We start from the raw sequence: 22,894 nt of genomic DNA on the forward strand, positions 1-22,894 counted from the left end.
TGGCGGGTATTTTAGGGGGGATGGCCCGCCGGGGCACGGAGTTATTTACCGGCGGCGCAGATTCTGCAGGATTTGCCCTGTAGCCGCTGCCGAAGGCTGCGCAAGGTCCGCAGGACCTCCAGCGATCTTCAGAACGCCACGGCCTTCGGCCGATCGCAGCCTGCGGCAGCGGCTACAGGGGTGTGGGAGAGTCAGGCCAGGACCACCAGGCGGTTGGGCAGTTCGTTGCGCACATGGGTCACCGGCACATGCACCTTGAGCAGTTCGCCGCAGGCCTCGATGCAATTGATGAAGCCTTGCAGGGTCTGGCCCTGCTTCACCTGCTGGGTGAAGGCCTGGACGATGGCGTCCCAGGTCTTGTCATCGAGGCGCTTGGATATGCCCTCGTCCACCAGGATCTCCACATACCGCTCGGCCTCGCAGACGAAGATCAGCATCCCGGTGCTGCCGACGGTGTGGTGCAGGTTCTGTTCGAGGAACTGGCGGCGAGCCAGGTTCGAGGCACGCCAGTGGCGTACCGAGCGCGGAATCAGGCAAGTGGTGATCCGCGGGATGCGAAACACCAGGCACAGCACGATAAAGGTCAGCCATTGCACCAGCAGCAACAGGTGCATGCCCATCCAGCCGGTGGCGTAATGCACCACGCCCGGCACGATCAGCGCCAGCAGGCTGGCCCAGAGCAACGGAATGTAGGCGTAATCGTCGGCGCGGGCGGCCAGCACGGTGACCAGCTCGGCATCGGTCTGCTGCTCGACCCGGGTGATTGCCTCGGCGACCTGCCGTTGTTCGTACTCACTCAGTAGTGCCATGTCTTCGCATACTCATCGATATTTTTTAATCACCAGCCGCCTGACGATCCGCCGCCGCCAAAACTACCACCGCCGCCACTGAAGCCCCCGCCGCCTCCGCCGCCAAAACCGCCCCCGCCAAAACCTCCGGAACCGCCACGCCCGCCGCCACCACTGGGCAGGATGCCAAGCAACTGGCAGACGAAGATCGTCACGATAAACAGCAGCACCAGGAACACCAGGGCGCCGGGGTGCCGGTCGAAGAACTCATTGCCGCCCTCGCCGCCCGCATAGGCAGCGCTCGGCTCGTCCAGTGGATTGCCGCCCAGCACCAGCAACATGGCCGACACGCCATCGCTGATGCCCTTGCTGAAATGGCCGGCCTTGAAGGCCGGGGTGATGACCTGATGGATGATCACCGAACTTTGCGCGTCGGTCAGGCGGTCTTCCAGGCCGTAACCGACTTCGATGCGCAGCTTGCGATCGTCGCGGGCGACGATCAACAAGGCGCCGTTGTTCTTGTCCTTCTGGCCGATGCCCCAATAGCGCCCCAGCTGGTAGCCGAAATCCTCGATGCTGGTGCCTTGCAGGTCCGGCAGGGTCACGACCACCACCTGCTCGCCGGTGGACTGCTCGTGGGAGGCCAGCTCCTGGGTCAGTTGCTGGCGCACCGCCGGCTCGATCATCTGGGCGTTGTCCACCACCCGCCCGCTCAGGGCCGGGAACTTCAGCTCGGCCTGGACCGCCATCGCAAACACCCAGAGCCACAGCACCAGGCCAACTCTCAACACGTGCATTGGAACCTCATCCGTGGGAATGCCGGGCCAGCCCCCGCGGCCGCTCGCGCGCTCCGCGGGCAGCCGCTGTTGATCAGAACTTCACTTGCGGCGCTTTTTCGGCGTCGGGGCTGGTGGCCTCGAAGGTCTCGCGCACCGGCAGGTCGCTGTACATCAGGCTGTGCCAGAGGCGGCCGGGAAAGGTCCGCAACTCGGTGTTGTACTTCTGCACCGCGAGGATGAAATCGCGACGGGCCACGGCGATGCGGTTCTCGGTGCCTTCAAGCTGTGATTGCAGGGCCAGGAAATTCTGGTTGGCCTTGAGGTCCGGATAGCGCTCGGACACCACCATCAAACGGCTCAAGGCGCCGGTCAGCTGGTCCTGGGCCTGCTGGAACTGCTTGAGCTTTTCCGGATCGTCCAGGGTGTTGGCGTCGACCTGGATCGACGTGGCCTTGGCCCGCGCCTCGATCACCGCGGTCAGCGTCTCCTGCTCGTGCCTGGCGTAGCCCTTGACCGTTTCCACCAGGTTGGGGATCAGGTCGGCGCGACGCTGGTACTGGTTCTGGACCTGGCCCCAGGCCGCCTTGGCCTGTTCGTCGAGGGTCGGGATGGTGTTGATCCCGCAGCCGCTGAGCAGGCTGCCAAGCAGCAGCAATGCGACAACCGGCCAGCTTGAATGAAGGCTCTGTCGTACGTTCATGGTAGTGACGCTCCTTGCAACCTATGGGAAGAAACCTGCAACCCTTCGAATCAAGTGCATCGGGCATAATCTGCCGCAACCACTGGAATGCATCGGGCCAATCGGCTAAAAGATGCCCAGCGCGAAAACGAGTTCAGAAAGTGTGCTGCATTTGTCCGAACAACAATAGTCGTTCCGTAATTAGCCGCTCTCCCATTTTCGGCCGCCCGGGCGCGTAACGCTCGCGCCTGTTTTAGGCCCTAGAGAACAATATTCATGAAGAAGCTGTGTTTGCTGGGCTTGTTGATCAGCCTGGCCAGTCACCCTGCCCTGGCCACTACCACGCCGGTATCGACCCCGGAAAAACCCTTTTCCGATGCGGTCCTGCAGAACAAGGACGCATTCATCGACAACCTGCTCAAGCAGATGACCCTCGATGAAAAGATCGGCCAGTTGCGCCTGATCAGCATCGGCCCGGAAATGCCCCGCGAGATGATCCGCAAGGAAATCGCCGCCGGGCGTATCGGCGGCACCTTCAACTCCATCACCCGCCCGGAAAACCGGCCGATGCAGGACGCGGCCATGCGCAGCCGGCTGAAGATCCCGATGTTCTTCGCCTATGACGTGATCCACGGCCACCGCACGATCTTCCCGATTCCCCTGGCCCTGGCGTCGAGCTGGGACATGGACGCCATCGGCCGCTCCGGGCGCATCGCCGCACGGGAGGCCAGCGCCGACAGCCTGGACATCACCTTCGCGCCCATGGTCGATATCTCCCGCGACCCACGCTGGGGCCGCACCTCCGAAGGCTTCGGCGAAGACACCTACCTGGTCTCGCGCATCGCCAAAGTCATGGTCAAGGCCTATCAGGGCGACAGCCCCAAGAACGCCGACAGCATCATGGCCAGCGTCAAGCACTTCGCCCTGTATGGCGCGGTGGAAGGCGGTCGCGACTACAACATCGTCGACATGAGCCCGGTGAAGATGTACCAGGACTACCTGCCGCCCTACCGCGCGGCGATCGACGCCGGTGCCGGCGGGGTAATGGTGGCGTTGAACTCGATCAACGGCGTGCCGGCCACCTCCAACACCTGGCTGATGAACGACCTGCTGCGCAAGGAGTGGGGCTTCAAGGGCCTGGCGGTGAGCGACCACGGCGCCATCGTCGAGTTGATGCGCCACGGCGTCGCCAAGGACGGCCGCGAAGCCGCCAAGCTGGCGATCAAGGCCGGCATCGACATGAGCATGAACGACTCGCTGTACGCCAAGGAGCTGCCGGGGCTACTCAAGTCCGGCGACGTCAGCCAGCGCGACCTGGACAACGCCGTGCGTGAAGTACTGGCCGCCAAGTACGACATGGGCCTGTTCGCCGACCCGTACCTGCGCATCGGCAAGGCCGAGCAGGACCCGGCCGACACCAACGCCGAGAGCCGCCTGCACCGCAGCGACGCCCGCGACGTGGCGCGCCGCAGCCTGGTGCTGCTGAAGAACGCCAATGAAACCCTGCCGCTGAAAAAGGCCGGCAAGATCGCCCTGGTCGGCCCGCTGGCCAAGGCACCGATCGACATGATGGGCAGTTGGGCCGCCGCCGGCGTGCCGGCGCAATCGGTGACCCTGTTCGACGGCATGCACAACGCCCTGGGCGACAAGGCACAGCTGATCTATGCCCGGGGCTCGAACATCACCGCCGACAAGGCGGTGGTCGACTACCTGAACTTCCTCAATTTCGATGCCCCGGAAGTGGTGGACGACCCGCGCCCGGCCCAGGTGTTGATCGACGAAGCGGTGAAGGCCGCGCAGCAGGCTGACGTGGTGGTGGCGGCCGTGGGCGAATCGCGGGGCATGTCCCACGAATCCTCGAGCCGCACCGACCTGCACATCCCGGCCAGCCAGCGCGAGCTGATCAAGGCCCTCAAGGCCACTGGCAAGCCGCTGGTGCTGGTGCTGATGAACGGCCGGCCACTGGCGCTGCTCGAAGAGAACGAACAGGCCGACGCGATCCTGGAAACCTGGTTCAGCGGCACCGAGGGCGGCAACGCCATCGCCGACGTGCTGTTCGGCGACTACAACCCGTCGGGCAAGCTGCCGATCACCTTCCCGCGTTCGGTGGGGCAGATCCCGACCTACTACAACCACCTGACCATTGGCCGGCCGTTCACGCCGGGCAAGCCGGGCAACTACACCTCGCAGTATTTCGACGACATCACCGGCCCGCTGTTTCCGTTCGGTTATGGCTTGAGCTACACCACGTTCAGCCTGTCGGACATGGCCCTGTCGTCGACCACCCTGAACAAGAGCGGCAAGCTCGATGCCAGCGTGACCCTGAAAAACACCGGCAAGCGCGACGGTGAAACCGTGGTGCAGCTGTATATCCAGGACGTTGCCGGCTCCATGATCCGTCCGATCAAGGAACTGAAAAACTTCCAGAAAGTGTCGCTCAAGGCCGGCGAACAGAAGGTGATCCACTTCAGCATCAGCGAAGACGACCTGAAGTTCTACAACGCCCAGCTCAAATACGCCGCGGAACCGGGCGAGTTCAAAGTCGAGATCGGCCTGGACTCGCGAGACGTCAAGCAACAGAGCTTCGAACTGCTGTAACCCTCCCTCAACCTCGCTCCTCCCGTAGGAGCGAGGCTTGCCCGCGAAGCGATCCACCTGACCCACCTCATCGCCCATTTCGCCAGCAAGCTTGGCTCCTACAAAAACCAAAGCCAAAGCAAAACGCAGGCGGCGTAGGAGCGAGGCTTGCCCGCGAAAGCGATTCTCCTGATACACCGCGTTGCCTGGATCGCCAGCAAGCTTGGCTCCTACAGAAGCCAAAGCCGCGCGGGGCCGGATCAGTCGCGGCGAATCAGCAGGTTGACCACCAGGCGGTCCACCCAGCCCCAGATCCGTTGCTTGATCCGCCGCCACAGCGGGCGGTTTTTCCAGGCTTCGAGGCTGACTTCCTGGCTCTGGTCGAAGTCGGCGAGAAAGCTCGCGACCACCGCATCGGTCAGCGGCAGGTCGAGGGCCTCGAGGTTGGCCTCAAGGTTGAAGCGCAGGTTCCAGTGATCGAAATTGCATGAGCCAATGCTCACCCAATCGTCGATCAGCACCATCTTCAGGTGCAGGAAACGTGGCTGGTATTCGAAGATTTTCACCCCGGCGCGCAGCAGGCGTGGGTAATAGCGGTGGCCGGCATAACGCACCGACGGGTGATCGGTGCGCGGCCCGGTCAGCAGCAGGCGCACATCCACCCCGCGCCCGGCCGCGCGGCGCAGGGAACGCCGGACCTTCCAGGTCGGCAGGAAATACGGGGTCGCCAGCCAGATCCGCCGTTGCCCGCTGTTCAAGGCGCGCACCAGCGATTGCAGGATGTCCCGATGTTGCCGGGCGTCGGCATACGCCACCCGGCCCATGCCTTCGCCCTGGGCCGGCACGCGCGGCAGGCGTGGCAAGCCGAAGTTCGACGCAGGCTTCCAGGCGGTGCGATAGCGGTTGGCGATCCACTGCCGGTCGAACAGCATCTGCCAGTCGAGCACCAGCGGGCCGCTGATCTCCACCATGACTTCATGCCAGTCGCAGCTGTCCTGCAGCGGGTTCCAGAATTCATCGGTTACGCCAGTGCCGCCGACCACCGCCAGTTCCTGATCCACCAGCAGCAATTTGCGGTGGTCGCGATACAGGTTGCGCACCCCGCGGCGCCAGCTCAGGCGATTGTAGAAACGCAGCTCGACCCCGGCGCCCATCAGGCGCTGGCGCAAGCCCAGGGTAAACGCCAGGCTGCCGTAATCGTCGAACAGGCAGCGCACCCGCACCCCACGCTCGGCGGCCTGGGTCAGGGCCTGGACCATGGCCTCGGCGCAGGCGCCCGCTTCTACCAGGTACAGCTCCAGCTCCACCTGTTCGCGAGCTCGGGCAATCGCCACCAGCATCCGCGGGAAAAAGCTCGGACCGTCGATCAGCAGTTCGAAGCGATTGCCTTCACGCCAGGGAAAGACCGCACCCGCCATATCAGCGCGCCGTGAAGATCAGCACCGCACCCACCGGCACCGACAAGCTGATCGCCGACAGGCCGGCGGCCTTGCGCAAGGTCTCGAGCCCCGGCAGCAGGTCGAAATCGGCGGCGTTGAGCACCAGCGGCTCCAGGGTCACCACCTGGAACCGCCGATCGTCCAGGCGTGTGGCGAGGATTTCGGCGGTGTATTCGTGCTGCTTGCCGTGCAAGGTGACGTTGACCGGCAACCGCAGTTCGATCTGCGCGCCAGACGCCAGGTCATTGATCGGGCGCAGGTTGATCTGCGCGTTGATCAACGCATTCGGGTACTGGCCGACTTCGAACAGCTCCTTGCGCATGCGCTCGTCGCGCAGCGGAATTCCGCTGTTGATCGAGTCCAGCTCGACTTCCAGCTGCGCCATGCCCTTGGCGTCGACCTTGCCGTGCAGGACCAGAAAGCGATGGACTTCGGAGACATTGGCGTTTTTGCTGGTGACGAACGACAGGCGCGAGGACTCGTTGTCCAGGTACCAGTTGGCCTGCGCCGGCCAGGCCGCGCAGGCCAGCAGCAAAGCGGCCAGGGCTTTGGGGAAAGAGGTGTTGAACATTCAAGACTCGTGGGGTCGATAAACCTGAGCGGAACCTTAACCGGCCCGCGTGCGCTTGCAAACAGCGACAGGGCCGTGAACGGCGAATACTCGGAGCGCATAAAGACGAAAAAGATCCCTGTAGCCGCTGCCGCAGGCTGCGCTGGGGCGCGCAGCGGCCCCAAAAAGCCCCCTCGATATTCCAAATACCCCACCAGGCCCGAATCGCCCAACCCGATCGCCCTCACAGCCGCTACATCAGACTGCGCTCAACATCCTGGACAGTCGCCGCAAGGCTGGCCAGATGCAAACTCAACACCCGCTCCACCGGGGCCTGGTCCATTGGCCAATGCAAGGCCATGCTGCCCACCAGCCGGCCCTGGTTTCGAATCGGCAAGGCCACGGCGCGGATCAGGAACGGCAGCCGCACCGGGTATTCCCAATACCCCTCGGTGCGCTGGCCGAAACCCTGATGCTGGGATTGTTCGCAGGCGCGGTATTGATCCTCCTGGGGCACCCGCTCGCGGAGCGCCAGGCGCTGGACCTGTTCGTGGTCCAGTTCGGCCAGGCAAGCCTTGCCCATCGCCGAATGGAACAGGCTCGAATAGTGGCCGACGATCTGGCAGTTATGCGGATAGCGCTTGCGCAACACCGCCGGGATCGAACTTTCCATGACCTCCAGGCGTTCGCCGTCGAAACACGACAGGTCGACCACCAGCCCGGTGCGCTCGCTCAGCGTCTGCAACCAGGGCGCGGCGCGCTCCACCAACTGCCGCTTGAAACGTTGCTGCTGGTCGCCGAACAGCCGTTTGGCGCACAACCGGTAACGCCGATCGCTCAGGCCGCGATAGACCCAACCCTGCTCCTGCAGCGTCAAGAGCATGCGCGATACCGTGGCCTTGGGCAGCGCCGTGAGGTAATGCAGCTCCTCCAGGCCCAGAGCCTGGTGCTGGCCCAGCAGCTCGACAATCGCCAACGCCCGCTCGACCGAACGCACGCTGCCGCTTTCCACCTTGCTGGCCATATGCCGACCTCCCTGATAAGCGGATGGATGAGCGTTTCACGCAGCAAGATGCGGGCCCGATAAACCCGCACGCTTCGGTTCGAGGGTTACAACGCATGTCCCGGCGGCCGGCGCCTGACCCACTGCGTCAGTTGCTCATGCGCATGACCGAGCTGCAGCACCGCCCGGTCGGCCTGGGCCGGGCCGATGATCTGCAGGCCCATGGGCAAGCCCGCCGGATTGAAGCCGACCGGCACGCTGAGGCTCGGCAGGCCGGCCAGGGTCGGGCCGATCACCACCTCCATCCAGCGATGGTAGGTGTCCATTGCCCGCCCTCCGACAACGCGCGGCCAAGGCACCCCTGCATCGAAAGGGAACACTTGGGCGCTGGGCAACAGCAGGAAATCGTAACGTTCGAACAAGCGCTCCAGGGCCCGGTACCAGTCGCTGCGGATCTGCGAGGCCTGGTAGACATCCGCCGCGCTCAAACGCAGCCCGCCCTCCACCTCCCACTGTGCCTCGGGCTTGAGCAGCTGGCGCTTTTGCGGATCGGCATACAGCGGTCCCAGGCTGCCCTGGACCAGCCAATGCCGATGCACCAGCCAGCACTGCCACAGCGCCGCCATGGAAAACGCCGGCTGGCAGGCCTCGACCTCGCAGCCCAGCTGGCGAAAATCCCCCAGCGCCGCCTCGCATAGCGCCAGCACGCCATCGTCCATGGCCAGATAGCCGTCGTAGTCGCCCAGCCAGCCCAGGCGCGCGCCGCGAAAATCCCGCGGCAAGGGCTCGCCGAAGATCGCCGGGTCGTCCTTGAGCGACAGCGGCACCCGCCGGTCATACCCGGCCTGGGTGGCCAGCAGGCGCGCGATATCGGCCACGCTGCGGCCCATCGGGCCCTCGGTGGCCAGTTGCTGGACGAACAATTCCGCGGCCGGGCCGTGGGGTACCCGGCCCTGGGACGGGCGCAAGCCAAAGACATTGTTGAAGGCCGCCGGGTTGCGCAACGAGCCCATCATGTCGCTGCCATCGGCCACTGGCAGCATGCGCAACGCCAGGGCCACCGCTGCCCCGCCACTGCTGCCACCGGCATTGCGCGTCGGGTCGTAGGCATTGCCGGTGGTGCCGAACACCTTGTTGTAGGTCTGCGAGCCCAGGCCGAACTCCGGCACGTTGCTCTTGCCGACGATGATCGCCCCGCTGGCCCGGACCCGCGCCACGCAGATGGCGTCGTGGGCCGGTATCTGTTCGGCGAACAGCGGCGAACCCAGGGTGGTACGCAGCCCGGCGGTGGCCGCCAGGTCCTTGATCGCCTGGGGCATGCCGTGCATCCAGCCCAGGGATTGGCCTCGGTCCAGCTGGCGGTCGCGCTCCTCGGCCTCGACCAGCAATACCTGGCGCTCGCGCAGCGACACCAGGGCATTGACCTGTGGGTTGCAGCGCTCGATCCGGTCCAGATAGGCCGACATCACTTCGCGACAGGAAAACCTGCGGGCATGAATCGCCCGGGACAGTTCGACGGCGCCCAGCTCAACGATGGGCCCTGGGTCGTGTGCGGCGATATCCATCAAGGCTTCACCCCGAAATTCAGCGCGCCGGGTTTCTTCTCTTTGGGTGACTCATGCAGGCAGTAAGTGCCCAACAGCGTCAGCACGCAGGCGAACAACACATAGAACGCCGGGGCCACCGGGGTACCCAGCACCTTGCTGAGCCAGGTCACGATCAGCGGGGCAAAACCGCCGAAGACCATGACCGACACGTTATAGGCCACCGACACCCCGGTGGAGCGCACCTGCACCGGGAACTGTTCGGCCAGCGCGGTCGGCGCCGGGCCGAAGAAGCCGCCGATGGCGCTGCACAGCAACACCTGCATCACCAGCAGGCGCTCGATCGAGGGCGCCGCGGCGACCCAGACGTACAGCGGGTAGACCATGACAAAAAATGCCAGGGTGAAGGCCAGCAACACCGGGCGCCGCCCCAGCCGGTCCGACAACGCGCCGGACAACGGAATCACCAGCGTCATCAGCGCCACCGCGAACATCTGCACCAGCAACACCTGGTCCAGCGGCAAGCCGAGGTTCTTGTGGGCAAAGGTCGGCATGTTCACCAGCACCACGTAGAACGATACCGTCGCGCCGCAGGCCAGGCCCATGGACACCAGAATGCTGCGCCGGTGCTCGCGTACTACCTGCAGCAACCCCGGGCCGTTGCCGCGCACCTGCTTGCGGGCCTCGACGAAGGCTTCCGGCTCCTCCATGTACTTGCGGATCCACAGGCCCACCGGGCCGATCAGCAAGCCGATCACGAAAGGCAGGCGCCAGCCCCACAGGTCGAGGTCCTCGGGCGAGAACAGATGGGTGACCAACGCCACCATCGCCGCCCCGGAGAACACCGCCAGGCATTGCCCCACCAGTTGCCAGGAACCGTACAGGCCCTTGCGGTGCGCCGGCGCGCTTTCCACCAGGAAGGCCGTGGCGCTGGCGTATTCGCCGCCGGTGGCGAAGCCTTGCAGCATGCGCGCGACCACGATCATCAGCGGCGCGCCCATGCCGATGGCCGCGTAGTTGGGGGCAAAGGCGATCAGGGCGATGGACACCGTCATCAGGCGGATGATCAGCTGCATGGCGGCCTTGCGGCCTTTGCGGTCCGAATACATGCCCAGCAGGATGCCGCCCACCGGGCGCATGAAGAAGCCCACGCCGAAGGTGGCCAGGGCCATCAGTAGCGAGGCGTACTCGTCGTCGGAGGGGAAAAACTGCCGGGCGATGATGCTGGCCAGAAAGCCGTAGACGATGAAGTCGTACCACTCCAGGGCGTTGCCGATCACGGCGGCGACCACTTGGCGGGTACGCGAAACACTGGATCTCGAGGCGTGCATGAGCGCTGTCCTTCTATTCTTGTCGGGTCTCGGGAGCGTCTCGCGTGGAGAGCCGAGCCCTTATGGGAAGTGCCGGGCGCCACAGGCGCCCGATTCAGCGGCAGAAGAAAGGAAAAACTCAGGCCGGCTCGAGCCAGCTCTCGGCCAGCGCGGCCCAATAGGCGGCGCCGGTCAGCAGGATGTCGTCGTTGAAGTCGTAGCCGGGGTTGTGGACCATCGGCCGGGACAGGCCGTTGCCGATGAACAGGTAGCTGCCGGGGCAACGCTGGAGCATCCAGGCGAAGTCTTCGCTGCCCATGAGCTTGCGCGTGTTGCCGTCGACCGCCTGCTCGCCCAGCAGCGCCACCCCGACCTGGCGGGCGAACTCGGTCTGCTCCGGGCTATTGACCAGCACCGGATAGGCCGGGCGGTGTTCGATGCTGGCCGAACAGCCGAAGCTCTGGGCCTGGGTGTGGATGATCGCCTTGACCCGTTCGAGCATCTGCTCGCGCACTGGCGCGTTCAGCGCTCGCAGGCTCAGGCGCAGCAGCGCCTGCTGCGCAATGACGTTGGCCGCCTCGCCGGCCTGCAGCGCCCCGACCGTCACCACCGCCGCCTCCTGGGCATCGATGTTGCGCGCCACCACGGTCTGCAAGGCCATGACCACGCTGGCCGCGGCCACCAGTGGATCGACCGTCAGGTGCGGCATCGAACCATGCCCGCCCACGCCTTCGAGGGTCACGGTGAGCAGGTCCTGGGAAGCCATCATCGGCCCTTCGCGAAAGCCCAGGTGGCCGGCCGGCAGCCCCGGCATGTTGTGCATGCCGAACAGCGCGTCACAGGGAAAACGCTCCAGCAGGCCGTCGGCGAGCATCGCTTCGGCGCCGCCCTGGCCCTCTTCGGCCGGCTGGAAAATCAGCGTCAGGGTGCCCTCGAACTGGCGCGTGGCCGCCAGGTAGCGCGCCGCGCCGAGGAGCATGGCGGTGTGGCCGTCATGCCCGCAGGCATGCATGCAACCGCTGTGGCGGCTGCTGTAGGCCACGCCGGTATTCTCGAGGATCGGCAAGGCGTCCATGTCGGCGCGCAGGCCCAGCCTGCGCGGGCTGTTGCCGTTGCGCAGGACGCCGACCACGCCGGTCTTGCCGACCCCGGTGTGCACTTCGTAGCCCCACTCCTGCAGGGCGCGGGCGACCAGCGCCGAGGTGCGGTTCTCCTCGAAGCCGAGCTCGGGGTGGGCGTGGATGTCCTGGCGAACGGCGCGCAAGTCGCTGGCGACGTCGTCGAGCCAGGCAAAGATATGCGGGAAGCGGGTCATGACGTATCTCCTCGGGCCGGGTGTAATCCCGTTCTTTTTTTCGGAGCGTCTCACGGTGCAGCAAGGCGTGATCGCGGCGTGCCCTCAGATAACCGCGAGCCGTCGCCTGCGACAATCAAATGTGGTTCCACAGGGTGGAACCTGGTCCCCCCAGCCCGCCAGCTGGGGCCTGGCAGCCTCGGCAAAGGATTGCCAATCGTTGCGTGGCGCCGTTCAGGGCGCCAGCCGGCAGCCCTGGCGCTCGCCCAGCCAGACAGCGCTGTGGCTGCGCCCCAGGCCACTGGCGCTGACCCGCTTGTGCTCGGCATCGTCGCGCAAGGCCTCCAGCGGCAGGTACTGCTGCACATAACCTTCACAGTACTCGGCGGTGTTGTGCATCACGTACCGGCACGAGCAGTACTCCTTGGCGCTGTAGGCGCTGAGGATGTCCGGAAAGGCTTGCAGGGCGCCCCGCTCGCTCCAGCCCCAGACGAGCAAGGCCAGCAGCGCCAGCAACAGCAGGCTGGCGAAGGGATGGCGCGCGACCCACGGACGTCGGTTCATGGCTGCACCTGCCGGGCGAAGGCCGCCAGCGCGAGCTTGAGCAATGTGTTGTGGCTATAGCTGCCGTCGCGGTCGTCGGCATAGCGCACGATCACCAGCCCGGCGCTGGGAATCACGTACAACGCCTGCCCCCAATGGCCCAGCGCCGCGAAGGTGTCGGCCGGTGCGTCCACCCAGGGCGACGGGCTGCCCGCGACGGCGCGATTGAGCCACCAATGCCCGCCCGGCACCAGTTCGTCCTGGTTCGCCTGATAGCCGGCGAACGGCGTGCGATTGAATTCGACCCAGTCCCTGGGCAGCAGTTGGCGCTCGCCCCAGCGCCCGTCACGCAGCATCAACAGCCCGACCCGCGCCAGATCGCGGGCGGTGAGGTAGGCGTAGGACGAACCGACGAAGGTGCCGCTGGCGTCGCTTTCCCACACGGCCTGGGTAATGCCCAACGGCTCGAACAGCGCCTGCCACGGGTAGTCGGCATATCGCTGGGGGCCCAGCAGGTTTTTCAGGGCCGCCGACAGCAGGTTGGTGTCGCCGCTGGAATAGCGAAACACCTGCCCTGGTGCGCTGAAGGCCGGGTGCGCGGCGGTAAAGCTCGCCATATCGTCGTGGCCGCGGGTGTAGAGCATGGCCACCACCGAAGACTTCAGCGGCGCGTACTCGTAATCTTCCTGCCAGTCCAGGCCCGAGGCCCAATGCAGCAGGTCGGCCATGCGGATATCCGGGTGCTGGCGCAACGCGGGAAGGAAACGGGCAGCCTTGTCCTGCAACTGGAAACGCCCCTCGCCATAGGCCACGCCCAGCACCGCGGCGAGCAGGCTTTTGCTGATGGACCAGGTCAGGTGTGGGGTTTGGGCGCTGGTCGGGCCGGCGTAGCGCTCATAGATCAACTGGCCGTCGCGGATCACCAGCAAGGCGTCGCTGCGGATGCCCAGGCGGGTCGCCTCGTTGCGCGGGGCGAAGGCATATGCCTCCAGCGCCGCGAGGGCCGGGCCGCTAGCGGCGGGGCCCTGGCTCCATTGCGCGCCGGGCCAGTTTTCGGCCCGGGCCGGGGAACATATGAGCAGCAGCAACGCGAGCAGCAGGATCGGGCCTTTGAACATGGCGGGAACTCGGACTGGGCAACCTGCTGAGGGTAGACCAGGGACATGACAGTTTTTGTCCAGCCGGCGCTCCCGCGACTCCCTTCTATTTAATAGCCAGCGCCTTGGCCAGGCGTTTGCTCCGCGCCCCCGCCGCCAGGTCCAGCACCGCCCGGTCGCGCTTCCACAATTCGGCCCACTCCGGCGGGCCATCGGCAAAGGCTTGCTCAATGGCCGGCTTGAGCCCGTCGAACTGGGCGAACAGGCCACCCAGCAACACATGCCCGCTGCCCAGCGATGGGTTCTGCCGGCTGACCTCGGCGCAACCGGCAAGCAAGGCCAGCAATTGCAGAAGCAGGGCCTGCGGCCAGTCGTTGTCCTGGCCGACGCCGTACAGCCAGGCCGTCATGGCGCTGAGCACATAAATGTCTTCCAGGGTGCGAAAGGGTTTGACGTAGGCATCCCAACCGTCGCCCGCCAGCAGTTCGCACAGGGCGTTGTCGAGTTGCAGGCGGCCGTGGCTGATGTCCGGCATCAGCGGGATCGCCGGCAACTTGTCGACCTTGACCCCGGGCTCGCCGGCATAGACCACCGCCAGGCTCAGGCGCGGCGGTTCGCCTTGGTCTTCGCAGCGGGCGGCGATCAGCAGCCAGTCGGCGGCATCGCCGGCGGTAACGAAATCCTTGTGCCCGCTCAAGTGCAGGTTGTGCAGCCGGGTCTGCATATCGGCCGGGCGCAGGCTGCGCTGCTCGGTGGCGCACAGGGCGCCGAGGCTCAACGGCGCGCTGGGCCAGAGCATGCGCAGCGCCGCCTGGTAGCCCACCAGGAACGCCAGCCCCGGAGTGGCCATCAGCCGTCCGCCGCGCACGGCCAGTTCGAAGGGCGTCACCGATCCCAGCTCCTGTAACAACACGGCATAACCTTCGGCCAGGTCCGGGTGGGCGGGCAGTCGTCGACGGCTGTGCAGCAAGGCTTGCCAGGGCATAAGCGGGTCCTCAGGGGCTGTCATATAAGCATCACCAAAGCTTCATGGCGATGACACCGGGGCTACATAGCCTGACTTTGCACAACAAAGTCGATTGGCTGCAACCCAAGGCGGGTCAGTGGCCCGCACGGAGATTCACAATGACTCAGATCGCCCGCATCAGCGACACCGGCAATGAACGCCGCCTGCAAGCCGAGCGCCTGGTGGGCGCCGCGGCCCTGCAAGAAGCCCAGGCCCTGCGCTTCAACGTCTTCAGCGGCGAGTTCAACGCCAAACTGAAAGGCGCCGAGCTGGGTCTGGACATGGATGACTATGATGTTCACTGCAGCCACATCGGCGTACGCGACTTGAACAGCGGCCGCCTGGTCGCCACCACCCGCCTGCTCGACCACCAGGCCGCCAGCAGCCTGGGGCGTTTCTACAGCGAAGAAGAATTCAGCCTGCACGGCCTGGTCCAGCTCAAGGGCCCGATCCTCGAGATCGGCCGTACCTGCGTCGACCCGGCCTACCGCAATGGCGGCACCATCGCCGTGCTCTGGGGCGAACTGGCCGAAGTGCTCAACCAGGGCGGCTACAGCTACCTGATGGGCTGCGCCAGCATCCCGATGCAGGACGGCGGCGTACAGGCCCACGCGATCATGCAGCGCCTGCGCGAACGCTACCTGTGCACTGAACATCTGCGCGCCGAACCGAAGCACCCGCTGCCCAACCTCGACATTCCGTCCAATGTCATCGCCGAAATGCCGCCGCTGCTCAAGGCCTACATGCGCCTGGGCGCGAAGATCTGCGGCGAACCGTGCTGGGACCAGGACTTCCAGGTGGCCGATGTATTCATCCTGCTCAAGCGCGACGAGCTGTGCCCGCGCTACGCCCGTCACTTCAAGGCGGCCGTGTGATGCGCCGGCTGCGGGTCTACGGGCGCATCGCCCGCGTGCTGCTGGTGGTGGCGCTGGGCATGGGCATGGCCTGTGTATTCGGCGTGTTCGAACGCTTGGGCATCGCCAATTCCATGGTCCGGCGCCAGCGCTGGTCGCGTTTTTTCATGGCACGCCTGAGCAACGCCCTGCCCTTCGGCGTGACGGTGCACGGCGAGGTGCCGAAGCAACCGATGCTGTGGGTCAGCAATCACGTGTCCTGGACCGATATCCCGCTGCTCGGCGCGCTGACGCCGCTATCGTTCCTGTCCAAGGCCGAAGTGCGTACCTGGCCGGTCGCCGGCTGGCTGGCCGCCAAGGCAGGCAGCCTGTTTATCCGCCGCGGCTCGGGCGACAGCCAATTGATCCGCAAGCAGATGACCCGCCATTTGCAGCAGACTCACCCGCTGCTGATGTTCCCCGAGGGCACCACCACCGACGGCCGCAGCCTGCGCACCTTCCACGGCCGCCTGCTGGCCAGCGCCATCGAGGCCGATGTGGCGTTGCAACCGGTGGCCATTCGTTACCTGCGCGATGGCGATATCGACCCGCTGGCGCCATTCATCGGCGACGACGATCTGCTGTCGCACCTGATGCGCCTGTTCGCCAACGATCGGGGCCGGGTGGAAATCCATCTGCTCAAGCCGATTGCCTGCCAGGGCCAGGAACGCGCGGCGTTGGCCTTCCAGGCACAACAGGCGGTGCAGAAAGTGCTGTTTGGCGATATCGCCCAGCCTGCGCAGCCACGGCGTGCCGGTGAACTGATCGCTGCCTGAGCCTCGGGGAGCCGGCGTGCCGGCTCCTAACGCGGCCGCATATGTTGCGCGGCGAATGCCTGCAACTGCGGGTAGAACACCCGGAAGTCCTCGCTCAACGGCTGATACAGCCGCTCCAGCTCGCCCATCGCCGCCGCCAGCTCTTCCGGGCGTGACAGGCGCCGGGCAATTCCCCGCAACACCTGCTCCAGCACCTCGAACTCGCGGTAGGAACCCAGCCAGTCATGGGCGGCCATGTGCGGCGCAATCTGCGCCAGGCGCCCGGGCAAGCTGGGCTCGGCCGCCAGCACCCGGTACACATCCGAAGTGAACAGCGCCAACGGCCGGTCGGCATACAGCGCCCAGTCGCGGGCCAGGCAATGGTCGAAAAACACGTCCAGCACGATGCCGGCATAACGTCGGCGAGTCAGGGAAAAACGCGACAGCGCTGCGTCCACCAACGGATGGCGGTCGGTGAACATGTCGATGCTGCGATGCAGCTGGATTGCCGCCTCGATCTCCGGGGTGAACTGGCCCTGCAGGCGCCCTTTGACGAAGTCGCCATACAAACTGCCGAGTAATTGACCGGGGCGCTGGCCGCCGAGGTGCAGATGTGCGAGATAATTCATTCGCGCAGCTTAGCACTGCCCCTCACATATCGTTATAACCCGATATATCGATTCGAGCTGATCTCAGATCAAAATCATATTGGTATATCGCGAAATACCGATTTAAAGTTCGCTTCATCGCGATATAACGTTTTACGGAAAACGAGCACCGCCATGTCCATCGACCTCGACGAAATAATAAAAGCCCTGGCGCACCCAGTACGACGAGACATCCTTATCTGGCTCAAGGATCCGAAGGTCCAGTTCCCCGATCAGACCCACAACCACGAATACGGCATCTGCGCCGGACAGATCGACCAACGCTGCGGCCTGTCGCAGTCGACCGTCTCCGCGCACCTGGCGACCTTGCAGCGGGCGGGCCTGATCAGCAGCCAGAAAGCCGGCCAGTGGCATTTTTTCAAACGCAACGAAGATGTGATCCAGGCCTTCCTCGAGCAGTTGATCGCCGAACTTCGCATCAAAGACTGACAAGGAACCGACAATGCCCCTCTCGCTTCTCATCCTGGCCTTGAGCGCCTTCGCCATCGGCACCACCGAGTTCGTCATCATGGGCCTGCTGCCCGATGTGGCGAACGACCTGGGTGTGTCGATCCCGGGCGCCGGCTGGCTGGTGACCGGCTACGCCCTGGGCGTGGCGATCGGCGCGCCGTTCATGGCCCTGGCCACCGCCAGGCTGCCACGCAAGGCCGCCCTGGTTGCGTTGATGGGGATTTTCATTGTCGGCAACCTGCTGTGTGCGCTGGCCAGTGACTACAACGTGCTGATGTTCGCCCGTGTGGTTACCGCCCTGTGCCATGGCGCCTTCTTTGGTATCGGTTCGGTGGTCGCGGCCGGCCTGGTGCCCGCCAACAAACGTGCCTCCGCCGTGGCCCTGATGTTCACCGGCCTGACCCTGGCCAACGTGCTCGGCGTACCGCTGGGCACCGCGCTGGGTCAACAGGCCGGCTGGCGCTCGACCTTCTGGGCGGTGACGGTGATCGGTGTGATTGCCCTGATCGGCCTGATCCGCTTCCTGCCCGCCAAGCGCGATGAAGAGAAGCTCGACATGCGCTCGGAACTGATCGCCCTCAAGGGGGCCGGGATCTGGTTGTCGCTGAGCATGACCGCGCTGTTCGCCGCCTCGGTGTTCACCCTGTTCACCTATGTCGCCCCGCTGCTGGGCGAGGTGACCGGCGTCTCGCCCCACGGCGTGACCTGGACCCTGGTGCTGATCGGCCTGGGCCTGACCCTGGGCAACATCATCGGCGGCAAGATGGCCGACAAGAGCCTGTCGGGAACCCTGGTCGGCGTGCTGATCGCCATGGCCGTGACCAGCTCGGTGCTGACCTGGACCAGCGTCGCGCTGATTCCTACCGAAATCACCCTGTTCCTCTGGGCCACCGCCTGCTTCGCCGCAGTGCCGGCCCTGCAGGTCAACGTGGTGACCTTCGGCCAGGCCGCGCCCAACCTGGTGTCCACGCTGAACATCGGCGCCTTCAACATCGGCAACGCGCTGGGTGCCTGGGTCGGCGGCAGCGTCATCGCCCACGGCTACGGCCTGACCAGCGTGCCGCTGGCAGCTGCCGCGCTGGCGGTCCTGGCCCTGCTGGTCACGCTGATTACCTTTCGCCAGGGCGGCAATGCCGAACTGGCTCCTGCCACCAACTGATACGTTCATCTAAAGAAGGGTGTATTCCATGACGACTATTTTCGATCCGATCAAACTCGGCGACCTCGAGCTGGCCAACCGCATCATCATGGCGCCGCTGACCCGCTGCCGCGCTGATGAAGGCCGCGTACCGAACGCGCTGATGGCCGAATATTACGTACAACGCGCCTCCGCTGGCCTGATCCTCAGCGAGGCCACCTCGGTGACCCCGCTGGGCGTCGGCTACCCGGATACCCCGGGCATCTGGTCCAACGATCAGGTGCGTGGCTGGAGCAACGTGACCAAGGCCGTTCACGGCGCGGGCGGCAAGATCTTCCTGCAACTGTGGCACGTGGGCCGTATTTCCCACCCGAGTTACCTGAACGGCGAAACGCCGGTCGCGCCCAGCGCGATCCAGCCCAAGGGCCATGTCAGCCTGGTGCGTCCGCTGGCCGACTTCCCGACCCCACGCGCCCTGGAAACCGCTGAAATCGCCGATATCGTCGACGCCTACCGCGTCGGCGCCGAGAACGCCAAGGCCGCCGGCTTCGACGGCGTGGAAATCCACGGCGCCAACGGCTACCTGCTCGACCAGTTCCTGCAAAGCTCCACCAACCAGCGCACCGACCAATATGGCGGTTCCGTGGAAAACCGTGCGCGGCTGATGCTGGAAGTGACTGACGCGGCGATTGAAGTCTGGGGCGCCGGCCGTGTGGGCATGCACTTGTCCCCCCGTGCCGACCTGCACGACATGGGCGATGAGAACCTCTCGGAGACCTTCACCTACCTCGCTCGCGAGCTGGGCAAACGCGGTGTCGCCTTTATCTGCTCCCGCGAGAAAGAAGGCGCCGACAGCCTCGGCCCACAACTGAAAGAAGCCTTCGGCGGCCCCTACATCGCCAACGAACGTTTCACCAAGGACAGCGCCAACGCCTGGCTGGCCAGCGGCAAGGCCGATGCCGTGGCCTTCGGTGTGCCCTTCATCGCCAACCCGGACCTGCCGGCCCGCCTGAAAGCCGATGCGCCACTGAACGAAGCGCGTCCCGAGCTGTTCTACGCCAAGGGCCCGGTCGGCTATATCGACTACCCGACGCTGTAACCGGCCTCAATAAAAAGCCCCGGACTCGCAACAGCCGGGGCTTTTTCATGGGCATTCACCTGTAGGAGCGAAGCTTGCTCGCGATAAACCCAAGGGCAACGGGTAGCTTCAGGCATACCGCGTTATCGTTGACCACCATCGCGAGCAAGCTTCGCTCCTACAGAAGGTGGGGCGATCAGCTGCGTTTGCGCTGCCCCCAGGCCACGGCCAGGCCGCTGAGGCAGATAACCGCGATGCCGACGATGCCGAAGCTGTCCGGGGTGTGATCGAAGATCAGGTAGCCGTACATGCCGGCGAACAGGATCTGCCCGTAACTGAACGGTGCCAGCATCGCCGGCGCGGCATGGCGAAAAGCCTGGGTCAACAACAGGTGGCCGAGCATGCCGCAGGTGCCGAGGCCAATCATGAACAGGCCGTGCCACAGGGTCGGCGTACTCCAGAAGAACGGCAGCGCCGCGCTCATGATCAGGCTGTTGAGAATCCCGGTGAGGAAGTTGCTGGTGGTGGGGCTGTCGACACCGCTGAGCTTGCGGGTAAGCAGCTGATAGAAGCCAAAGCACAACGCCGAGCATAGCGGCAGCAGGATCGCCGGGGTGAACAAGGCGCCGCCCGGTCGAATCACGATCAGTACCCCGACAAAACCGGCCAGCACCGCCAGCCACTGGCTGCGGGTCACCCGCTCGCCCAGCAACGGCACGGACAAGGCGGTGACCAGCAAAGGCGCGAGGAAGTTGACCGCAGTGGCTTCGGCCAGGGGGATATAGCGCAGGCCGGTGGTAAAAAACAGGCTGGTGCCGATCAGGCACAAGGCGCGCAACAATTGCAGGCCCGGCCGCTTGGTACGCACCACGGCGGAAAAACCGCTGCGCGGCACGAACACCACCAGCATCAACAGCGTGTGCACCACATACCGGGCCCAGACCACCATGACGATGGGATAGAACCCGGACAGGTATTTGGAAAGGGTGTCATGACTGGCGAACAGCAAAACCGCCAGGCAAATCAGTGCGATACCTTTTGCAGGTTGCTCGGTGCCCTTGTAAGCGGAGGTACTCACACTCATTCACACACCTGCAACAATTTCCCTACAAAATACATAGCTCGCTATCTATCAAGATAAAGGCGGCCCGTATATAAAGGCATCCCGGTGAGCCATGACGAATGAAACATCCAGCTTTATAGCGGGCAAATGTTGACATCTGCTGGCGTAATTCCGCATTTTGTCTCAATTACGCAGGCTGGGACTCAGGCGCAGCATCTCCAATCCGGTATCGATCCAGCGCTCCGCTTCCTTATAGAGCTCGAAACTGTCCGGCGCCAACAGCCACTGATAAAGAATGCCATCAATATAGGCGTGGATACTGATGGCCGCGCGAGCAGCATCCAGGTTGTCGGGGAGTTGCCCCCGCCGCATGGCATTGCGCAGCACCAGTTCGATACGCAGGTTGCAATCCAGGCTGGCCGCGCGACGCTGGCGTCGCAAGTCGCACATTTCATCGGTGAATTCGCACTTGTGAAACAAAATCTCATTAATGCGTCGGGTTTTCGGGTCCAGGGCAATTTGATGAAACAAATGAATCAGCAGTTTGCGCATGCACCCCAGCGGATCGACTTCTTCTTCGTCTTCACTCGCCCTGGACATTTCATCCAGTGGCTCGCGCAAGGTATCGAGCATGGCCTGAACCAGATCCGCCTTGTTGCTGAAATGCCAATAGATAGCGCCACGCGTGACACCGGCCAACGCCGCGATATCAGCCAGCGTGGTGCGAGCTACACCGCGCTCGTAGAAAGCTTTTTCGGCCGCTTCGAGTATCTGTTTGCGGGTTTCTTGAGCTTCCTCTTTGGTACGACGGACCATGGCAGTAAACCTCGATCAGGATGCTTCAGTGATGCAAAAAGCTCATCTGAATAAATATGGAACGGCCTCTTGGGTGCCGTTTGTCCGGCCTACAATTCGACACTTGCAACGGCTTTTGTAACCGATTGGATACGCCGCCAAGGTATTTACAAACAACCATGAACGTAAGTATATTCCTTAGCAAGCTACTTATCCACTCAGCACTCGTTTTTTACCCTTCCACTTTTCGAGTGCGCATTCTGCGCGCCTGACCCGAGGATCTTCATGCAACTCAAGCCAGCTGTTACCGCTCTGGTCACTGCCGTCGCCCTGGCATCGCTGCTCAGCGGATGTAAAAAGGAAGAGGCGGCTCCAGCTCCACAAGCCCCTCAGGTCGGCGTGGTCACCCTGCAACCTCAAGCCTTTACCCTGACGTCCGAGCTTCCGGGGCGCACCACTGCGTTCCGGATCGCCGAGGTCCGTCCGCAGGTCAATGGCATCATTCTCAAGCGCCTGTTCAAGGAAGGCGGCGACGTCAAGGAAGGTCAGCAGCTCTATCAGATCGATCCGTCGGTCTATGAGTCGACCCTCAAGAGCGCCCAGGCCAACCTGCAATCGACCAAGTCGATCTCCGATCGCTACAAGCAACTGGTCGACGAACAAGCCGTGAGCCGCCAGGAATACGACACCGCCGTCGCCAACCGCCTGCAATCGGAAGCCTCGCTGCAGAGCGCCCAGATCGACCTGCGCTACACCAAGGTGCTGGCGCCGATCTCCGGCCGTATCGGCCGTTCCTCGGTCACCGAGGGCGCGCTGGTCAGCAACGGCCAGTCCAATGCGATGGCGGTGATCCAGCAACTCGACCCGATCTACGTCGACGTGACCCAGTCGTCGGTTGAACTGCTCGAGCTGCGCCGCGAGCTGGAAAGCGGTCGCCTGCAAAGGGCTGGCGACAATGCCGCCAAGGTCAAGCTGACCCTGGAAGACGGTAGCCAGTACAAGCTTGACGGCAAGCTGGAATTCTCCGAAGTGTCGGTCGACGAAACCACCGGTTCCGTGACCCTGCGCGCGGTGTTCCCGAACCCGGAACACACCCTGCTGCCAGGCATGTTCGTGCATGCGCAACTGCAGGCCGGGGTGAATGCCGCGGCGATTCTCGCTCCGCAACAAGGCGTGACCCGTGACCTCAAGGGCACACCGACCGCCCTGGTAGTTGGCCCGGACAACAAGGTTGAACTGCGCCAGCTCAAGGCCAGCCGCACCGTCGGCAGCCAGTGGCTGATCGAGGACGGCCTGAAGGCGGGCGATCGCCTGATCACCGAAGGGCTGCAATTCGTCCGACCTGGCGTCGAAGTCAAAGCCAGCGAAGCGACCAACGTTCCCGCGAAAAACCCGGCCACTGCACAGGCGACTAATAACGCTGCAGGCGGCAAAGGGGAGTAAAC

At 64.4% G+C, this 22,894-nt stretch carries 22 protein-coding genes; 7 read left to right on the forward strand and 15 right to left on the reverse strand.

The genetic code is table 11. From position 1 onward, the window contains the following. Nucleotides 1–191 precede the first annotated feature (191 nt). The 3 genes from BLV20_RS07055 to BLV20_RS07065 all read right to left on the reverse strand — a co-directional run bounded on the left by BLV20_RS07055 (nucleotide 192) and on the right by BLV20_RS07065 (nucleotide 2,267). Nucleotides 192–809: a TPM domain-containing protein gene (locus BLV20_RS07055; RefSeq protein ID WP_092298934.1), complete on the reverse strand. Its 618-nt coding sequence runs from the start codon at nucleotides 807–809 to the stop codon at nucleotides 192–194. Between the two features lie 29 nt (nucleotides 810–838). Next, nucleotides 839–1,585: a TPM domain-containing protein gene (locus tag BLV20_RS07060; protein ID WP_092298937.1), complete on the reverse strand. Its 747-nt coding sequence runs from the start codon at nucleotides 1,583–1,585 to the stop codon at nucleotides 839–841. Between the two features lie 73 nt (nucleotides 1,586–1,658). Continuing rightward, entirely contained in the window at nucleotides 1,659–2,267 is a 609-nt protein-coding gene (locus BLV20_RS07065) for a LemA family protein (protein ID WP_092298940.1), read from the reverse strand. 255 nt (nucleotides 2,268–2,522) lie between these two features. On the opposite strand from BLV20_RS07065, the gene bglX reads away from it, so the two are divergent. Beyond that, the gene (gene bglX / locus BLV20_RS07070; protein ID WP_092298943.1) at nucleotides 2,523–4,844 is read left to right on the forward strand and encodes a beta-glucosidase BglX; all 2,322 of its coding nucleotides are present in this window, start codon (nucleotides 2,523–2,525) and stop codon (nucleotides 4,842–4,844) included. 239 nt (nucleotides 4,845–5,083) lie between these two features. Here bglX and BLV20_RS07075 read toward each other — a convergent pair whose 3' ends face one another. From BLV20_RS07075 to BLV20_RS07115, 9 genes are all read right to left on the reverse strand, one after another. Beyond that, on the reverse strand, nucleotides 5,084–6,241 hold the full coding sequence (locus tag BLV20_RS07075; protein ID WP_092298946.1) for a phospholipase D-like domain-containing protein: 1,158 nt from the start codon (nucleotides 6,239–6,241) through the stop codon (nucleotides 5,084–5,086). Nucleotide 6,242: 1 nt separating this feature from the next. Then, nucleotides 6,243–6,833 (reverse strand): YceI family protein, encoded by a 591-nt coding sequence (locus tag BLV20_RS07080; RefSeq protein WP_092298949.1) that lies wholly within the window; start codon nucleotides 6,831–6,833, stop codon nucleotides 6,243–6,245. Nucleotides 6,834–7,065: 232 nt separating this feature from the next. Further along, nucleotides 7,066–7,836 carry an IclR family transcriptional regulator gene (locus tag BLV20_RS07085; protein WP_092298952.1) on the reverse strand — a complete coding sequence of 257 codons (771 nt, stop codon included), beginning with the start codon at nucleotides 7,834–7,836 and terminating at the stop codon, nucleotides 7,066–7,068. 86 nt (nucleotides 7,837–7,922) lie between these two features. Then, nucleotides 7,923–9,380: an amidase gene (locus BLV20_RS07090; RefSeq protein ID WP_092298955.1), complete on the reverse strand. Its 1,458-nt coding sequence runs from the start codon at nucleotides 9,378–9,380 to the stop codon at nucleotides 7,923–7,925. Then, on the reverse strand, nucleotides 9,380–10,690 hold the full coding sequence (locus BLV20_RS07095; RefSeq protein ID WP_092298958.1) for a citrate-proton symporter: 1,311 nt from the start codon (nucleotides 10,688–10,690) through the stop codon (nucleotides 9,380–9,382). The genes BLV20_RS07090 and BLV20_RS07095 overlap by 1 nt, the downstream gene beginning before the upstream one ends. A 118-nt stretch (nucleotides 10,691–10,808) precedes the next feature. Then, entirely contained in the window at nucleotides 10,809–11,984 is a 1,176-nt protein-coding gene (locus BLV20_RS07100; protein WP_092298961.1) for a M20 aminoacylase family protein, read from the reverse strand. A 213-nt stretch (nucleotides 11,985–12,197) separates the two neighbouring features. After that, a complete protein-coding gene (locus tag BLV20_RS07105; protein ID WP_092298964.1) occupies nucleotides 12,198–12,527 on the reverse strand; it encodes an amidase in 330 nt (109 codons plus the stop codon). Beyond that, nucleotides 12,524–13,624, reverse strand: a complete 1,101-nt coding sequence (locus BLV20_RS07110) for a serine hydrolase domain-containing protein (protein WP_092298967.1) — start codon at nucleotides 13,622–13,624, stop codon at nucleotides 12,524–12,526. The genes BLV20_RS07105 and BLV20_RS07110 overlap by 4 nt, the downstream gene beginning before the upstream one ends. A gap of 85 nt (nucleotides 13,625–13,709) precedes the next feature. Next, nucleotides 13,710–14,588 carry an acyl-CoA dehydrogenase family protein gene (locus BLV20_RS07115; RefSeq protein WP_092298970.1) on the reverse strand — a complete coding sequence of 293 codons (879 nt, stop codon included), beginning with the start codon at nucleotides 14,586–14,588 and terminating at the stop codon, nucleotides 13,710–13,712. Between the two features lie 140 nt (nucleotides 14,589–14,728). Here BLV20_RS07115 and olsB point away from each other — a divergent pair, with 140 nt between their 5' ends. After that, nucleotides 14,729–15,484: an L-ornithine N(alpha)-acyltransferase gene (gene olsB / locus BLV20_RS07120; RefSeq protein WP_092298973.1), complete on the forward strand. Its 756-nt coding sequence runs from the start codon at nucleotides 14,729–14,731 to the stop codon at nucleotides 15,482–15,484. Then, nucleotides 15,484–16,278 carry a lysophospholipid acyltransferase family protein gene (locus BLV20_RS07125; RefSeq protein ID WP_092298977.1) on the forward strand — a complete coding sequence of 265 codons (795 nt, stop codon included), beginning with the start codon at nucleotides 15,484–15,486 and terminating at the stop codon, nucleotides 16,276–16,278. The genes olsB and BLV20_RS07125 overlap by 1 nt, the downstream gene beginning before the upstream one ends. Before the next feature lie 26 nt (nucleotides 16,279–16,304). Here the strand turns inward: BLV20_RS07125 and BLV20_RS07130 are convergent, their stop codons facing one another. Next, entirely contained in the window at nucleotides 16,305–16,886 is a 582-nt protein-coding gene (locus BLV20_RS07130) for an acyl carrier protein phosphodiesterase (protein WP_092298980.1), read from the reverse strand. A gap of 153 nt (nucleotides 16,887–17,039) precedes the next feature. On the opposite strand from BLV20_RS07130, the gene BLV20_RS07135 reads away from it, so the two are divergent. The 3 genes from BLV20_RS07135 to BLV20_RS07145 are packed head-to-tail and all read left to right on the forward strand — an operon-like array spanning nucleotide 17,040 to nucleotide 19,612. After that, entirely contained in the window at nucleotides 17,040–17,354 is a 315-nt protein-coding gene (locus tag BLV20_RS07135; RefSeq protein WP_092298983.1) for an ArsR/SmtB family transcription factor, read from the forward strand. Between the two features lie 13 nt (nucleotides 17,355–17,367). Next, the gene (locus BLV20_RS07140; RefSeq protein ID WP_092298986.1) at nucleotides 17,368–18,534 is read left to right on the forward strand and encodes an MFS transporter; all 1,167 of its coding nucleotides are present in this window, start codon (nucleotides 17,368–17,370) and stop codon (nucleotides 18,532–18,534) included. Nucleotides 18,535–18,562: 28 nt separating this feature from the next. Further along, the gene (locus BLV20_RS07145; RefSeq protein WP_092298989.1) at nucleotides 18,563–19,612 is read left to right on the forward strand and encodes an alkene reductase; all 1,050 of its coding nucleotides are present in this window, start codon (nucleotides 18,563–18,565) and stop codon (nucleotides 19,610–19,612) included. Between the two features lie 175 nt (nucleotides 19,613–19,787). On the opposite strand, the gene BLV20_RS07150 is transcribed toward BLV20_RS07145, so the two are convergent. Then, a complete protein-coding gene (locus tag BLV20_RS07150) occupies nucleotides 19,788–20,675 on the reverse strand; it encodes a DMT family transporter (protein ID WP_092298992.1) in 888 nt (295 codons plus the stop codon). A gap of 162 nt (nucleotides 20,676–20,837) precedes the next feature. Further along, nucleotides 20,838–21,470, reverse strand: coding sequence for an efflux system transcriptional repressor EmhR (gene emhR, locus BLV20_RS07155; protein ID WP_092298995.1), 633 nt, complete (start codon nucleotides 21,468–21,470; stop codon nucleotides 20,838–20,840). Nucleotides 21,471–21,734: 264 nt separating this feature from the next. Between emhR and emhA the strand changes: the two genes are divergently transcribed. Continuing rightward, nucleotides 21,735–22,892, forward strand: coding sequence for an efflux RND transporter periplasmic adaptor subunit EmhA (emhA, locus tag BLV20_RS07160; protein WP_092298998.1), 1,158 nt, complete (start codon nucleotides 21,735–21,737; stop codon nucleotides 22,890–22,892). The last annotated feature ends 2 nt before the right edge of the window (nucleotides 22,893–22,894 follow it).

The sequence above is a fragment of the Pseudomonas sp. NFIX28 genome (genome assembly GCF_900107395.1).
Classification (GTDB): domain Bacteria; phylum Pseudomonadota; class Gammaproteobacteria; order Pseudomonadales; family Pseudomonadaceae; genus Aquipseudomonas.